Raw genomic sequence first — 13,009 nt, forward strand, 5'->3', positions numbered from 1 at the left:
GAAGCGCGTCGGCATATAGTAAAAAGACGCCCCGCACGGAGCCGCGCACGGCACCGGCGCCGGAGCGACGGCAACCGGAGCGCAACCGACCACGCACGGCGCGCGCCGGACCTTTATCTTCCTGAGCGGAATGGGATTGGGAGCGGGAACGAGAACGGCCGGCGCGCAGGGGCGCCAAGAGAGGCATCCCCCGGCGTTGGCGCGATCGGTGGGGGTGAGACTGAGGGCGGCCGCAATGGCCAGCGCGGCGGCGAGACACATGAGGGCTTTCATCTTTGCGACTCCGGACTAGGTGCAAGACCCCCCTCCTGGCTTCGGGGCGCCAGGGGAAGGCGTCTTAACCCTAACTGTCGCGGAGTATCGGCAAGGTTAATGCCGGTTGAATTCGAGGCTTCCTAGGCCTCGTCAGCAGACCCAGAGGCCGCCGAACGTGTCGCAGCACGCCCGGCTGGTGCACGACTTGTGGCCCCTGCACTCGCAGCCGCCGTTCGGGCAATAGCTCGCTTTGCACGAGCATTGCCCGGTGTTGGTCAAAACCCAGAATTTGCAACACGCGAAATTCGAGGTGTCGTGGTCGGTGCACGTGTCGTTGTGCTTCCACACTACGCAGACTTTTTGTTTCTCGCAGCCGTAGCAAAAGCCGGGGTTGCACTTGGCTTTGGCAAGGAGAACGAGATTCCCGTAAGCCCCGATCGTCGCGCCGCGCTCGCCTTGGGCGGCCGGTAGCGCCCGTCCTGCGTCAATGCCCGCAACGAACCCGGAAAGTCCAAGCAAAACAACGACCGCGATCAGCCAACCTGTCCGCTTGAGCATTGCCGGCGCTCCTCACGTTAGGTGTGCAAATCCTCTTTGGCCCAAACCTGTCGCCTCGGCCGTGTGGGACGCGGGAGCGCGCTACTTGATCGGCTGCCCTTGCCTGAGGTTGCGCGGTGCCGGGTAAGCCTCGTCGAGATAATGGAAATAGGGCATGCAGCGCGCATAGCCCATCGGGGCGGTGGTGTAGGGCCGGTAGAACCACCAGTAGTTTTTCGGATAGCAGTAGAAGCTGTAGACCTTGCGGAAATGCACCGAGAGGACGATGCCGTTCGCCTCCCCCCTCGTTGCCCCAGCCATGCTCGGCAGCGCCGCCCCCGGTCTTGCGCCTAACGCTAGGAGACTTAAGGCGAAAAGCGCTAGCCCGAAGCCGCGACGATCCTGCATGCCCGCCCCCTCTGAGCAACACCCGTTGGCCGAAGAGTAGAAGGCCGGTGCGCCCGGCGCAAGGCTCCCTCAACTTTTCGCGGCTATGCTCGGTTTCGAACCGCGAGGAACCCTTGACAGCCGCTGCGCACAAACCATGAGATGGTCGGCCGCCCCGTTTCGGCCGGAACGAAGCGCGTCAAAACAGAGTTGCTCCATTGAATGCCTTACGGCCCCCAAAACGCTTCCCAGGAAGGAACCCCCATGCCCCCCCAGACCCCGAGCCCCGAAGCGCAAGAACTCGCCCACCAGATCGAGGCGATCCGCGCCGACTTGCAAAACCTGACCTCGACGGTCAGCCGCATCGCCAACAAGCAGATCAACCGCGCGCAGGATAAGGCGCTCGACGCCGCCAACGAGGCCGAGGAGGCAATCAGGCGCAACCCGCTGTCGGCCGTCGCCATCGCCGTCGGACTCGGTTTCCTGTTCGGTGTGTTCACCCGTCGCTAGGCGAAGCCTCGATGCTCCGCTCGGCGCTTGCGCTGCTCTCGTCCCTCCAAGTCGGACTGCGCATCAGGGAATCGATTGAGCGATCCGTCCGCCAAGCGGCCGTAATCGCCATCGCGCTCGTGATCCTCATAATCGCGGCGTTGTTCGCCCTGTTCGCCCTCTATCAGCTCCTGCTCGGGCGTTACGGCTTCACCCCGGCCGAAGCGGCGGCGATCCTCGCCGGCGGGCTCTTCCTCGTGGCGATGCTCGTGCTTGCCACCCTTCCCCTGTTCGCACCCAAGCCGAAGCGCGAGCTGCCGAGCATGGGGGCTGCCGCCGGCGAAGGGATCAGCATGATCGACCAGAGCCTCAACCGGGCCATGCAGCAGGTCGGCCCCGTCACCATGCTCGCCATCGCCTTCGTGGCCGGGATCCTGGCAAGCCGCCGCCGCTAGGCTTGCCGGACCGCCAGGGACATCTCTCGTCTCAATTCGGGACGTCTCTTAATTCGGTCTTAACCATGCGCCTTGCATGCTCGCCGCTGCCAACGGGGCGAAGGGAGCTGGCGCGCGCCGATGCTGAGAACGTTCACTCTCGCGGCGTTTGCCGCAATGTGCCTTGCAAGCAGTGCACGGGCGCAGGCAGCGGAGGCGCCGCGCACCTACACCATTCCGATCCCCCCGGGGGGCATCCCGGCAACCGTGGAGTTGCCCGCGCCCTACGCCATCCCCCTTCCCCCGACGACCGAGCCCAACTGGGAGATTGGCGCGCGCTATTGGTGGAGCGAGGGCAAGACGAGCTTCAGCATCACCTCGCAAATGTTAAATCCGACTCTCGGCGACCCCACCTCGAAGCTGACCTACGACAACATGCAAGGCAACACCGCCGAGCTCTTCTTCCGGGCCACCAACGGCGGCAACATCTTCGCCAAAGGCTTTGCGGGCGGGGGCTGGCTCGACGGCGGCAGTCTCGACGACGAGGACTTCTTTGCCGGGCAAATCAAGTTCTCGGATACGTTCAGCCGAATCGAAGGCGACAGCCTCGCCTACACGACCATCGATCTCGGATACGACTTCCACCTTCTGGACGGTCCGTCGAAGGTAATTTTCGGTCCCTTCGCGGGGTTCAATTATTGGCAGGAGACCGCGATTGCCCATGGCGCGCGCTGCAATCCCGATGACGTCGGGGGTGCCTTCTGCGGTCCGCCAGGCTTTATCGAGGTTCCCTTTTCCACCAAGGTCATCCGCAATCAAGCGAACTGGGCCTCGCTCCGCCTCGGTGCCGAGCTGAGAATGAGATTTTGGGATCGCCTCAGCCTGATTGCCGACGCTGCGGCGCTTCCGGTCGCCTATGTGTGGAACGAGGACAGCCACTATCTTCGCAACGACCTCGGCAACCCGCCCAACGCCGTGGACCGCGGTACAGGTTGGGGCTATCAGCTCGAAGGGGAAGTCCGCTACGATCTCACGCCCAACTGGGAGCTCGGCGCCGGCGTCCGCTATTGGTTCGCCGACGCGACCCACGGCAACAGCGAATTCGTGCACTTCAACACCAAGGTCGAGCTGGACGACTTTTCGAGCCAGCGCTTTGGCGTGTTCGGCGACGTGACCTGGCGCTTCTCGACGTTCTGACGCGATGCCCAAGCTCGCGCTTTGGTCCTCGCCCACGGTGGAAAATTGCGCGCAAGCAGGCTAAGAGTGAGGCGCCTTGCCGCCTAACAAGGATGGGGCGAGTTCTAGGGGACCGGAGCCGGGTTAGCTCAGCGGTAGAGCAGCGGTTTTGTAAACCGAAGGTCGGGGGTTCAATCCCCTCACCCGGCACCACGCTTCTCCGACAAGCGACGCCGTCGCGCCGCGTGGCTTTCAGCGTTCGGATCTCAAGCCTTGGGTGAGGAGTCCTCGATCTCTACTCTCATGGTCTTTTTGGAGGCGAGAATGCGGGCCTCCTCCTTCGACTCGACCGCGACGGCCGTTACCCCTTCGGGCGAAACCGTTACCACAAGATATGGCATGCCGGACTTCGGCGGATGGTAGATCGCGGTCTTCGATTTCTTGCCCTTCGCCATTGCGTCCACTCGCTCGTCCGTTACGCCGCAGGATGTCTCCGGCGAGACACTCTCCCGTTGCGTTGCGGTCCTTCCTATTGCCAGACGCTAGCTATGCGACACGATTGTCACAATCAATCGCAAACCTTGGGACGGCGCCTAAACGTCTTCAAGCGGCGAGCAAAGCGAGGTCGCGCAGGGCGTAGGCGTCGAGCTCATCGGTCTCATGGATCAGCGCGCGCAGCCTCGCCGTGAAACCGGCAAGTTCGCCATCGTCCAACGGGCGACCGATCGATGCGACGAGCGCATCGAGCGCCCGTTCGAGCAATTCACGGTCGAGACGGTCAAGCTCGGGCATGATTCGAAGCTCGTTCATGGCCGGGCATCTAACCCGCTCTCATGACCGTCGCTTGACGCCCGGTTGATCGGAAGGTCGCAGCCCGAGGAACATTGCGCGAGGATGGGCGTTAACGGAGTCTTTTGGCCATCGGCGTCCGCTTCCTTCCCCTCGCCGCCGCCGGTGGTTCGCTCACCCAGAAAAGCCCGGTCCCATCTCACCGGGCTTTTCGTTTACCTCCCGTGCCGATGCGGACTTGGCATCGCGACGCTAGGGCTCGGCCGATTGTCGTGATAGGCTTGAGACGGGTTGTGTTGATACGGGTCGAGGGATGATGGGACGGGTCTTGCCGGTTCTCTTTTTGGTGTTGTCGCTCCAACCGGCGGCGCTCGCGCAGACCACCAACCCGATTCCGCCTGCGCAGTCCCTTGCCCCGACCCCCAACCTTTGCGGCACCGGGAGCCAGAGCGTTCGCGTCTGCAATGACGACTTTCAATCATGCAGCAGCGTGTGCACGGCAACCGCCCTCGACCCCACCGCCGATACGGCCGGCTGCACCACGCGTTGCTGCAATCAGTTCAAGGCCTGCCTGAGCATCAGGGGCTGCGGCGCTCTGACTTCGGTCAACTGCTTCTGATCCTCACGAGGCGCGGTCAGGAGCCCTTGGCTTCGTGTTGGATCTCGGTGAGCTGCGCCTTCAACATCTCCGGCGAGAGATAGTGAATGAGCGATTTCTGCGTGCCAGCGGCCTCGTAGCGGAGCTTGAGCATCAACCCGCCATAAGCGGCGATGAAGTCGTCGAGCGCGATACCCGGCTCCTCCCCGTGCGCCTCGGGCGGAAAGGGAACCACAAGGCTGAAAAAGGCATGCGCCGGTACGCTGCCGTTCCCCGGCACATCGGCCGCCTCGGCGCCATGCGCACCGTCGGCCGGCACCATGTCGACTTTCACCGTGAGCTTGAGCTCGCCCAGCTTCGCGTCCGGCTTGACCACGCCCTCGAGACCCGAAAGCGCATCGTCTGAATTGTTCTCGGCCTTGATGGTAAGCCCGGTCAGGCGGACGCCCTGCGGGGTCAATTCGGCGGTGAACACCGAGCGCTCGACGATCGGCAACTCGGGCTCCTCGAAGAACCACACGACGGCATGGGGCGACGGCGGTTTCTCGACAAGAGATGCCACCGAGGAGGCCACGTTGCCGATGCCTCCACCCGCGCGGAGCAGGAGCCCGCTCCCAAGGAGGAGACCGCCGCAAACGAGCAACACGACGCCAGAGACGATCAGCATTTGACTAAGGTCGTAACCCCTAACCCGTACCCCGGCCAGCGAGACTTGCGCGTCTGAGGATACTTCGTTTTCGGCCCCGCTCGGAGAGGGCTTGATTTTGGCGATAAGCGCCCCGGCACGGCGAGATGCCGCCCCGACATAACGCTGAGCCCGCCCGGCGGCTCTTCCCATCGCATGGTGAAGGTGCGGCGCCGACGCATGCATTCTGGCGGAGACCGCGCCTGCCGCCCCCGACACTTTCTCGGATGCCGCTTTGGCGAGCGGAGCAGCCCGGGTCGAGATGGAAAGGATCAGGCGCGCGAGCCGTTCGACACTTGCGCGGACGGCGGTCCCAACGATCGCAACGGCCGGGGCCAGACGCGCGACGAAAGCTGCAACCGGCGGCGGCACGGCAAGTCCTTCGGCGCGTTCAGAGGATTCGGGATGCGCCGGCACAGGAGCAATCTCGTCCTGCTGCGCAACAGGGGAAATGCGCGCCTTCGTCTCGAAGGAAATGACCTCGGCGCCCTCGGGCGGGCCCGCCCCTTCTGACGCGGCCTGTGCGCCGCCATCTGGGCCCTCCTCGATCGGGGACTTCGGCAAGGCCGAATGAAAGCCGGCCGCCTCTATCATCTCGGCGGATCCGGTCACGACCGACGACCGTGCCGATGACAACGCGCTTCCGGTCGAGCGGACAAGCTCGCCGGACCTCGCGGCCACCGCCGAGCCTGCCGCGCCGACTGCGGCGCCTGCTGAGCGGGCGATCTCACCGGATTTCGCGGCGATGGACGATCCCGCCGCCGACAGCCGCCGACCGGCGGCGCCTCCCGCCGCGCTTGCCTTGCCGGCGACCGCCGAGGCGGCTGAGCCGGCAAGCCGCGCAAGATACAAGCCGAGGTCGCGGAACCGCGCGCCGATCCACCCTGAGCCGCGCAGCAGCGCGTCGCGCAAGGCGCCGAGCCAGGCCCTGACCTTCCACACGCAGCGCCACAAGAGCGAGATTAGGAAATCGAGCACCGCGAACGCCGCGTCCTCGACCGCACGCATCGCGTTCTCGCGCATCAGCTGGCGCCTGCGCCTGGCGCGCTCGCGCCTCTCGAGCGCCTCCTGCTTTTCCTTCTGCTTTTGCAACCACCGCTCATGCCGCGCGCGATCGGCAAGCACGGCCGCGCGCTGGGCCTCGAGCCAGCGCTTATGGTCGGTCAAATCCTCCTTGGCCGAGACGAGGACTTCGCCCGACCTGACGACCGTCTCCTTGACGACGGCAACGGTCGCTTCGAAGGCCGCCGACTCGGACGAGTCGGCATCCTTCTCCTTGGGCGGCCACGTGCGCTTTTCACGCATTGGGCTAACCATGCAGCGATGCTCCGCTACCGCTTGGACTCGTGGCGAGCCTCATGTCTCACAAGACCCGTCAAGACGCCAACTCCAAGGACACCGAACGTACGCGACACCACTCCTCCGGGCAGCGCCGAAGGTCGATCGCGAGAAGGCCGCTGAATGTCCCTCAACTGCCCTTCGGGCGCTCATGCGCCTTTCGAGGCGGCGAGCCGGACAATAACCGAAGCCTGTCCGCCCTGCGGCCGCCTATTCTCCCGCTCAAGACCCTACATTAGCGGGCCGAACCGCCTTTCGCATATCACTTTATCTATGTGGGTTGGGCCTGTCTAAAGCGGCAAATCCCCCGGTGCAGCCCTTGCCGCCGGATCGGCCGCTGCCCGAGCGAATCCTTGAAATCTATTGCGCTCGGACCAATGAGGCCCGATTGTAGCCAAGCTGAACCTTCTGTCTCCGGTGCTCCGCATGACCCCAACCGCTCTCATGTTCGTGGTGTGCCAAGCGCTCGCCAATCAAGGGCCGCTCGACGTCAACGGCAACCCCCTTGATGGCATCAAGCTCGACGAAGCGACTTGCCGGAACGAGATCATCCAGATGCACGACCCCGACGATTTCGGCACCGGCGCGCCGACGCCCAATTTCGCCGACCCTTACGTCTGCTCGCGCGCGAGCATGGCGGAAACGCCGCGCTGGGAGGCCGAGCATCCGGGCTGGTACGTGAAGCGGGTGAAGTGCCCGCATCCCGACGGCACCTTCCCGGGCGATACCGACGTCTGACGAAGCTCCTAGTAGCTTCCGCCCGAATCCGAGGTGCCGGCGCCGAGCGTGCGATCGAAGTCGCGCCGCCTCTGATATTCGATAGCGCTCTTCTCGGCCCGCGCCTGCGCGAGTTGTTGCCTGCACTCCTCGTATGGCTTCGTCCCCGGCGCGCCCTTGGGCTTGCAGGCGGCATCGTCAGCGCTCGCTGCATCGGCCTCCGCCGCCATTTGCTTGGCGCGGACCTGCTCGCGGTCGGCGCAACCCGAGGCGCCGAGCAGGAAGACAGTGAGCGCGATGGCGACAACAGTCCTAAACATATTGCCGTAAGTCCCGCACAATCATGGCGCCTAGATGGTCGAAGCTTAATGCTCGGTCGCCTTGAGACCGCCAACTCCGCTGCCTAAGTCTTGCAAGGCAACCCCCCGGCCTTCTCCCCGCCCAAAGGAGCAAAGCTAAGTGACAAAGGCTTACCGCAGCATCGCCTGCGCCCTCGGCCTCGGCGCATGTCTCCTGATCCTCGCCTTCCTTGCCCCGGCCCCCGCCGAGAATGTCGGCCACGCCCCCGCCACCGAGGCGAGCGCGCCAAGTGCGCCGCACGCCGAGCAGCCCGACGCCAAGCCCGAGCAAAGTGCTGCGCCCGATCTTCTGCCTCCAACCTCCGTCACACATCACGCGATAACGCTGTCGGGCGCGCCCCTGCCTTATTCGGCGACCGCAGGAACGCTCCTTCTGCGCGACGATCAGGGCAAGACTATCGCCTCGATTTTCTACGTTGCCTACGTCAAGGAGCCGCTCGACACCAAACGCCCCGTCACCTTCGTGTTCAACGGCGGACCCGGCGCTTCGTCCGCCTATCTCCATCTCGGCGCCATGGGCCCGAAGGCGATCGAGGTCACCGACAAGGGCGAAGTGGTCGGTCCTCCGTCCCGCCTGAGCGACAACGACTCGAGCTGGCTCGATTTCACCGACCTCGTCTTCGTCGATCCCGTCGGCACCGGCTACAGCCGCGCCGCCCAAGGCAAAGACGAGCGTGATTTCTTCGGCGTCGAGCACGATACCGAATACCTCGCCGATTTCATCCGCAGCTATCTCATCGACAACGCACGGCTGTCCTCGCCCCTGTTCCTTGCCGGCGAGAGCTATGGCGGCTTCCGCGCCGCGACCATCACCCGCGACCTGCAGAAGAAGGGCGGCGCATCGCCGAGCGGGCTCGTTCTCATCTCGCCCGCGCTCGAATTCGCGCTGCTGAACGGCGAGGATTACGACCCGCTGACCTGGGCGCTTCTCCTGCCGTCCTATGCCGCGGTCAATGTCGAGAGCAAAGGCATCACCGGGCGCGAGGCGCTTGGGCCCGCGCTCAAGGATGCCGAGCGCTACGCCCTGTCGGACTATCTCGTGGCGCTCGCTTCGGGCGGCGAGGACGGCGGCAAGCTTGCCAGCGGCAAGGTCGCCGCCTTGAGCGGGCTTCCGCAGGAGGTCGTCGAGCGGCATCTTGCCCGCATCGAGCCACAGACGTTCATCAAGGAGTTCGACCGCGCCCACGGCCAAGTGCTGAGCCGCTACGACGGAAGCGTCGGCGGACCCGATCCCAACCCTGCGAGCTCATGGCCGCACGGTCCCGACCCCGTGCTCGACGCAACCGTGCCGCTGTGGACTTCGGCCTTCCTGCAATACGCGCAAGACGAGCTCGGCTATAAGACCGACGCGACCTATCAGCTGCTCAATCGCGACGTGCGCTCGAAATGGGATTTCGGCACGAGCCCTACCCATCAGGGCTACGCCGGGGTGATCGACGACATTCAGGACGCCCGCGCCGCCAACCGCTCGCTCGGCGTGCTCATCGCCGCGGGCTACACGGACCTGATCACCCCCTATCTTTCGGCCTCTTATCTCGTGGGCCAGCTCCCGCCGCTCCAAGGCGCAACCCCGATCGAGGTCGAGAACTATGCCGGCGGTCACATGCTCTATCTCCGCCCGGATTCGCGGCGCGCCCTGAAGCAGGACGCCGAGGCCATGTATGAGCGGGTGCTGAAGTCCCAGCCCCAGGGTTGACGGCTGCGTGACGGCAGGATGAACGCTCCTCAGCGATGGGCTAAGATGACGAATCGCACCGGCCATCGACGAAGGGATCCCGCGATGTCGATCAGAAGCATGACCCTGGCTTCGCTCCTCCTCGTGGCCGCATTCTCGCCCGGGGCCGCCGAGGACCAGCCTGAATCACCGCCCGCGCCTGCGGCCGAGCCGCAGTGGATCGAGTTCCAAGCGCCTGAGCGCGGCTTCGCCGTCGCCTTTCCAGGACCGCCCAAGACGACGAGTACGCCTGTCGAGGGGCAGAACCCCCTGCTGCAATATGATTTCCAGGTGAATGTCGGCGAGGACATCGTCTATTCGGTGGTGGTGTTCGAGTACGCTCCGGGCAAGGCCCCGAACCCGATCACCAACGACTTCTACGTGAAGCTCGTCAACGCCTACGCCAAGGGAAGCGACGCGCGGCTGCGCAAGAGAGCCGAGGCGACCATTGCCGACCATGCGGGCTTCGAAGCGATCGCTGACGGCAACACCGCCAAGGGCAAGCTCAGCCACCTCGTCGACGTCGTCCCCGCCGGCGACCGCATTTACATGCTCGTTGCCGCCGGCCCCAAGGGCTTTGCAACAGGCGACGACGCCGAACGTTTCCGCGACTCCTTCCGCCTGCTTACCGATCAAGCGGTTCAGCGGCCTGAAACGCAGCAGTCGGCGGCCACCCCGCCCGCACAATCGCAGCCCGAAGCCCAGTCGGCCGTAAATCCCCCTGCTCAATAGGACCCTGCCCTCGGTGCCTCCTTGTCGATCAGTCCTCGATCAAGGTCTGGCTGACCGAGAAGGTCGACGCCGAGAACCGCTAGGCGGCGGCCGGCTCGGGTTTGCGCAAATCCGCGACGAAGCTCTTGACGTCCTCCGATGGCGCCGGGGTCAAAAGGCTCGTTGCGACCGCCACGACAAAGCCAACGGGGACGCCGAACACGGCCGCGAACATCGGTTTGATGCCCCACCAATTGGCGATCGCTCGCACGTTCATCTCCCATAGCAGGGCGACGGCAGGCCGGTTCTCGGGATCGGAAAGATAATAGATGCGCTGGAGCGCGTAATAGGCCGCGTCCTGCTGCTCCGAGGCGCTCGATAGGAAGCGCGAGGTCTCGTAGAAGGCGTAGGGAAAATAGCGGGGCACGATCAAATAATAGAGACACACGACGAGTCCCGCGATCATTCCGGCGAGCGCGCCCTGGCCGTTGGCGCGCTTCCACCACAGCCCGAGCAAGAGCGCAGGCAGCAAGCCGCTCGCGGCGAGCGATAACGAATATCCTGCAGCGACAATCATCGTGCGCGGCAGAAAGAACGCCGCGACGGCTGCAAGACCAGCGACGAGGAGAATCGCGGCGCGGGCGACGAGAATCCTCCTGTCGGCGGGAGCGGTGACGTCCCAAGACTTGAAATAGAGATCGTAGGAGATGGCATTGGCCATGGCGAGGAGGAGCCCGCTCCCGAGCGCAAGCAAAGCGGCGATCGCCGTCGTCGCGACAAGCCCGAGCAGCGCGATTGTCGGCCCGTCTCCCGCCGGGATGGGGTCTACGGAGAAGAGCGGCACATAGGCGGGTGCGGCGACAAACAGCACCAGTAACAGCGGCACGGCAAAGAGGAACGAACTCCGCGCCTCGGCTGCCGATCGCGCGGTGAACGACCGCATTACGACATGAGGCAGCGCCGCGATCCCGGCCGCGAGGCAGAACACGGCCGCCCCCCTGTTCACGCGATCGGGCGCCAGGAAATGATCGAGGCCCAGAGCAGAGACCGCATCGATCAGCGCGCGGGCCTCGAGCCGCGTCCCACCCGCTCCCTGTTGCCAGAACAAGATGCCGAGCGCCACGGCCGTACCGGCAAGCAGCACAGCGTATTGGGCAACGGCGGTCCGCGAAGCAGAGCGCATCCCGCCGAGGACGGTGCAGAGCAGCAGCATCGCCGTCGCTGCGCCGAGGCTCGCCGGCAGGTCAAGGGCGAAAAAGCGCATGACGATGAGCGCGAGACAAAGACTGACCGCGGCAAGCGCCGGGAACGAACAGAGCAACACGACCGCCACGGACAGAGGCCGCAGTCCGGCGATCCCGTACCGTTCGCCGAGAAAATCGGCGAGCGTGTAGCCGCCGAAGCGGCAGAGGTAAGGCGCAATCAGAAAGGCTATGACAAGCAGCCCCCCTACCCCGCCGGCAAGAACGAGGAGCGCGCCCTGGCCGTCCCGCGTTACCGCGCCGGCAAGCGCCGGGTAAGCGAGCACGGCCAGAAGGCCTGCGGCGATCGCCATGCCGTTAAAGGCTGCGGGGACTGCATGGCCGCCGGCATAAAAATCCGAGATCGGCCGCTTGAGTGCGACGGCGCCAAGGACGGCATAGACGAGCAGCGCCGCAAGCACCATGATTTGAATGGTCAGCGTCTCCCCACTCCTTCTTCACCGCGCTCTTGAGCGCGCTTCTTTGCATCACGACGCGGTAGCCACCCCGCGCATCAATAACGCATTATTTGTGCGTCTGTTTTCCTGGCCGCGGCGCGACATCGCGCAGCAAGGCCGCAAGCTGCTCGAAATCGCCCTTGCGTGGCGATGTCTTGCGCCACGCAAGCCCGATCTCGCGTTTAGGCTGAGGCGCGCGGAATCGCAACAGGCGAATATCGCGGCGATGATGCACCTCGTTTGCAATGGCCATCTCCGGCAGAAGCGTGATGCCGTACCCGTTGGCGACCATTTGCACGATGGTGGCGAGGCTCGAGGCCCCGAAGCTTTCGCGCGCTTCCGGCGTCAGCATATGGCAATAGGAGAGTGCCTGATCGCGCAGGCAATGCCCCTCCTCGAGCAGCAGGAGCCGCTCTTTGCTCAGCATGTCGGGACCCGCAAAGCACAGCCGCTTGTTGCGCGCCGACGCCTTCGTCGCGAGGATGAACGGGTCGTCGAACAAATAAAGCGTCTCGACCTCGGGGTCTTCGATCGGCAGCGCCACGAGAATGACATCGAGCCCCCCCGTCAAGAGCTCGCGCACGAGATTGGCGGTCATGGTCTCGCGGAGCTGAAGGGAAAGACTGGGAAAGCGCCGGTTGAGTTCGGGCAGCGCCGCCGGCAGCAAATACGGCGCGATCGAGGGAATGGCGCCGAGCTTGAGCGTGCCCGACAGCACGCCCTCCTGTTGCTTGGCATAGTCGATGAGGTCGCGCACCGAGGCGAGGATGGTGCGGGCCCGGCGCACGACCTCCTCGCCCTGATCGGTCAGCTCGATCCCGGACTTGCGCCGCTCGACCAGGCTCAAATGCAGCTCATCCTCAAGCTCCCTGATCTGCATGCTGAGCGCGGGCTGGCTCACGGCACAGGCCTCGGCCGCGTGACCGAAATGACGGGTTTCGGCCAGCGATTCGAGATAACGCAGCTGCCTGAGCGAGACCATGACGATAAGATGCCCTTATCCTTCCTATAAGGAAATACGATTTGAAATTATCACGGGCGGCAATCATGGTGAAGCTGCAGAGCCGGTCGGCCGAAAATCCGGGTTCGCAAAACGCCGGCCCGACCGGCCAAGCTTGGCC

Annotated in this window: 14 protein-coding genes and 1 tRNA gene; 7 read left to right on the top strand and 8 right to left on the bottom strand. The window is 64.6% G+C overall.

From position 1 onward, the window contains the following. Window positions 1-405 precede the first annotated feature (405 nt). Together VFB18_RS08655 and VFB18_RS08660 are read right to left on the bottom strand one after the other, a co-directional pair. On the bottom strand, window positions 406-813 hold the full coding sequence (locus tag VFB18_RS08655) for a hypothetical protein (RefSeq protein WP_324973656.1): 408 nt from the start codon (window positions 811-813) through the stop codon (window positions 406-408). An 81-nt stretch (window positions 814-894) separates the two neighbouring features. Then, window positions 895-1,113 carry a hypothetical protein gene (locus VFB18_RS08660; protein WP_324973659.1) on the bottom strand — a complete coding sequence of 73 codons (219 nt, stop codon included), beginning with the start codon at window positions 1,111-1,113 and terminating at the stop codon, window positions 895-897. A gap of 330 nt (window positions 1,114-1,443) precedes the next feature. Between VFB18_RS08660 and VFB18_RS08665 the strand changes: the two genes are divergently transcribed. From VFB18_RS08665 to VFB18_RS08680, 4 genes are all read left to right on the top strand, one after another. After that, window positions 1,444-1,689, top strand: coding sequence for a DUF883 C-terminal domain-containing protein (locus tag VFB18_RS08665; protein ID WP_324973662.1), 246 nt, complete (start codon window positions 1,444-1,446; stop codon window positions 1,687-1,689). 11 nt (window positions 1,690-1,700) lie between these two features. Continuing rightward, window positions 1,701-2,123 (top strand): hypothetical protein, encoded by a 423-nt coding sequence (locus tag VFB18_RS08670; protein WP_324973664.1) that lies wholly within the window; start codon window positions 1,701-1,703, stop codon window positions 2,121-2,123. Between the two features lie 120 nt (window positions 2,124-2,243). Further along, a complete protein-coding gene (locus VFB18_RS08675) occupies window positions 2,244-3,299 on the top strand; it encodes a hypothetical protein (RefSeq protein WP_324973668.1) in 1,056 nt (351 codons plus the stop codon). A 117-nt stretch (window positions 3,300-3,416) separates the two neighbouring features. Next, window positions 3,417-3,491 (top strand) — tRNA-Thr (locus VFB18_RS08680). Between the two features lie 53 nt (window positions 3,492-3,544). Here VFB18_RS08680 and VFB18_RS08685 read toward each other — a convergent pair. The 3 genes from VFB18_RS08685 to VFB18_RS08695 all read right to left on the bottom strand — a co-directional run bounded on the left by VFB18_RS08685 (window position 3,545) and on the right by VFB18_RS08695 (window position 6,655). Beyond that, window positions 3,545-3,733: a hypothetical protein gene (locus VFB18_RS08685; protein ID WP_324973671.1), complete on the bottom strand. Its 189-nt coding sequence runs from the start codon at window positions 3,731-3,733 to the stop codon at window positions 3,545-3,547. A gap of 148 nt (window positions 3,734-3,881) precedes the next feature. Further along, window positions 3,882-4,088: a hypothetical protein gene (locus VFB18_RS08690; RefSeq protein ID WP_324973674.1), complete on the bottom strand. Its 207-nt coding sequence runs from the start codon at window positions 4,086-4,088 to the stop codon at window positions 3,882-3,884. Window positions 4,089-4,702: 614 nt separating this feature from the next. Continuing rightward, a complete protein-coding gene (locus VFB18_RS08695; protein ID WP_324973677.1) occupies window positions 4,703-6,655 on the bottom strand; it encodes a hypothetical protein in 1,953 nt (650 codons plus the stop codon). A gap of 459 nt (window positions 6,656-7,114) precedes the next feature. On the opposite strand from VFB18_RS08695, the gene VFB18_RS08700 reads away from it, so the two are divergent. Then, window positions 7,115-7,426 (top strand): hypothetical protein, encoded by a 312-nt coding sequence (locus VFB18_RS08700; protein ID WP_324973680.1) that lies wholly within the window; start codon window positions 7,115-7,117, stop codon window positions 7,424-7,426. Window positions 7,427-7,434: 8 nt separating this feature from the next. Here VFB18_RS08700 and VFB18_RS08705 read toward each other — a convergent pair whose 3' ends face one another. Next, the gene (locus tag VFB18_RS08705; protein WP_324973681.1) at window positions 7,435-7,725 is read right to left on the bottom strand and encodes a hypothetical protein; all 291 of its coding nucleotides are present in this window, start codon (window positions 7,723-7,725) and stop codon (window positions 7,435-7,437) included. A gap of 139 nt (window positions 7,726-7,864) precedes the next feature. Here VFB18_RS08705 and VFB18_RS08710 point away from each other — a divergent pair, with 139 nt between their 5' ends. Further along, entirely contained in the window at window positions 7,865-9,460 is a 1,596-nt protein-coding gene (locus VFB18_RS08710; RefSeq protein WP_324973684.1) for a S10 family peptidase, read from the top strand. Between the two features lie 84 nt (window positions 9,461-9,544). Then, window positions 9,545-10,210: a hypothetical protein gene (locus VFB18_RS08715; protein WP_324973687.1), complete on the top strand. Its 666-nt coding sequence runs from the start codon at window positions 9,545-9,547 to the stop codon at window positions 10,208-10,210. Window positions 10,211-10,289: 79 nt separating this feature from the next. Here the strand turns inward: VFB18_RS08715 and VFB18_RS08720 are convergent, their stop codons facing one another. Next, window positions 10,290-11,855, bottom strand: coding sequence for a sodium:solute symporter family transporter (locus VFB18_RS08720; protein ID WP_324973690.1), 1,566 nt, complete (start codon window positions 11,853-11,855; stop codon window positions 10,290-10,292). 100 nt (window positions 11,856-11,955) lie between these two features. Beyond that, window positions 11,956-12,870: a hydrogen peroxide-inducible genes activator gene (locus tag VFB18_RS08725; protein ID WP_324973693.1), complete on the bottom strand. Its 915-nt coding sequence runs from the start codon at window positions 12,868-12,870 to the stop codon at window positions 11,956-11,958. Between the last annotated feature and the right edge of the window lie 139 nt (window positions 12,871-13,009).

The sequence above is a fragment of the Methyloceanibacter sp. genome, assembly GCF_035650995.1.
Lineage (GTDB): Bacteria > Pseudomonadota > Alphaproteobacteria > Rhizobiales > Methyloligellaceae > Methyloceanibacter.

Excerpts from the sequence above, each read along its gene's own strand:
- VFB18_RS08655 (WP_324973656.1), bottom strand. The coding sequence starts at position 813 with ATGCTCAAGCGGACAGGTTGGCTGATCGCGGTCGTTGTTTTGCTTGGA.
- VFB18_RS08660 (WP_324973659.1), bottom strand. The coding sequence starts at position 1,113 with ATGGCTGGGGCAACGAGGGGGGAGGCGAACGGCATCGTCCTCTCGGTG.
- VFB18_RS08665 (WP_324973662.1), top strand. The coding sequence starts at position 1,444 with ATGCCCCCCCAGACCCCGAGCCCCGAAGCGCAAGAACTCGCCCACCAG.
- VFB18_RS08670 (WP_324973664.1), top strand. The coding sequence starts at position 1,701 with ATGCTCCGCTCGGCGCTTGCGCTGCTCTCGTCCCTCCAAGTCGGACTG.
- VFB18_RS08675 (WP_324973668.1), top strand. The coding sequence starts at position 2,244 with ATGCTGAGAACGTTCACTCTCGCGGCGTTTGCCGCAATGTGCCTTGCA.
- VFB18_RS08685 (WP_324973671.1), bottom strand. The coding sequence starts at position 3,733 with ATGGCGAAGGGCAAGAAATCGAAGACCGCGATCTACCATCCGCCGAAG.
- VFB18_RS08690 (WP_324973674.1), bottom strand. The coding sequence starts at position 4,088 with ATGAACGAGCTTCGAATCATGCCCGAGCTTGACCGTCTCGACCGTGAA.
- VFB18_RS08695 (WP_324973677.1), bottom strand. The coding sequence starts at position 6,655 with ATGCGTGAAAAGCGCACGTGGCCGCCCAAGGAGAAGGATGCCGACTCG.
- VFB18_RS08700 (WP_324973680.1), top strand. The coding sequence starts at position 7,115 with ATGACCCCAACCGCTCTCATGTTCGTGGTGTGCCAAGCGCTCGCCAAT.
- VFB18_RS08705 (WP_324973681.1), bottom strand. The coding sequence starts at position 7,725 with ATGTTTAGGACTGTTGTCGCCATCGCGCTCACTGTCTTCCTGCTCGGC.
- VFB18_RS08715 (WP_324973687.1), top strand. The coding sequence starts at position 9,545 with ATGTCGATCAGAAGCATGACCCTGGCTTCGCTCCTCCTCGTGGCCGCA.
- VFB18_RS08720 (WP_324973690.1), bottom strand. The coding sequence starts at position 11,855 with ATGGTGCTTGCGGCGCTGCTCGTCTATGCCGTCCTTGGCGCCGTCGCA.
- VFB18_RS08725 (WP_324973693.1), bottom strand. The coding sequence starts at position 12,870 with ATGGTCTCGCTCAGGCAGCTGCGTTATCTCGAATCGCTGGCCGAAACC.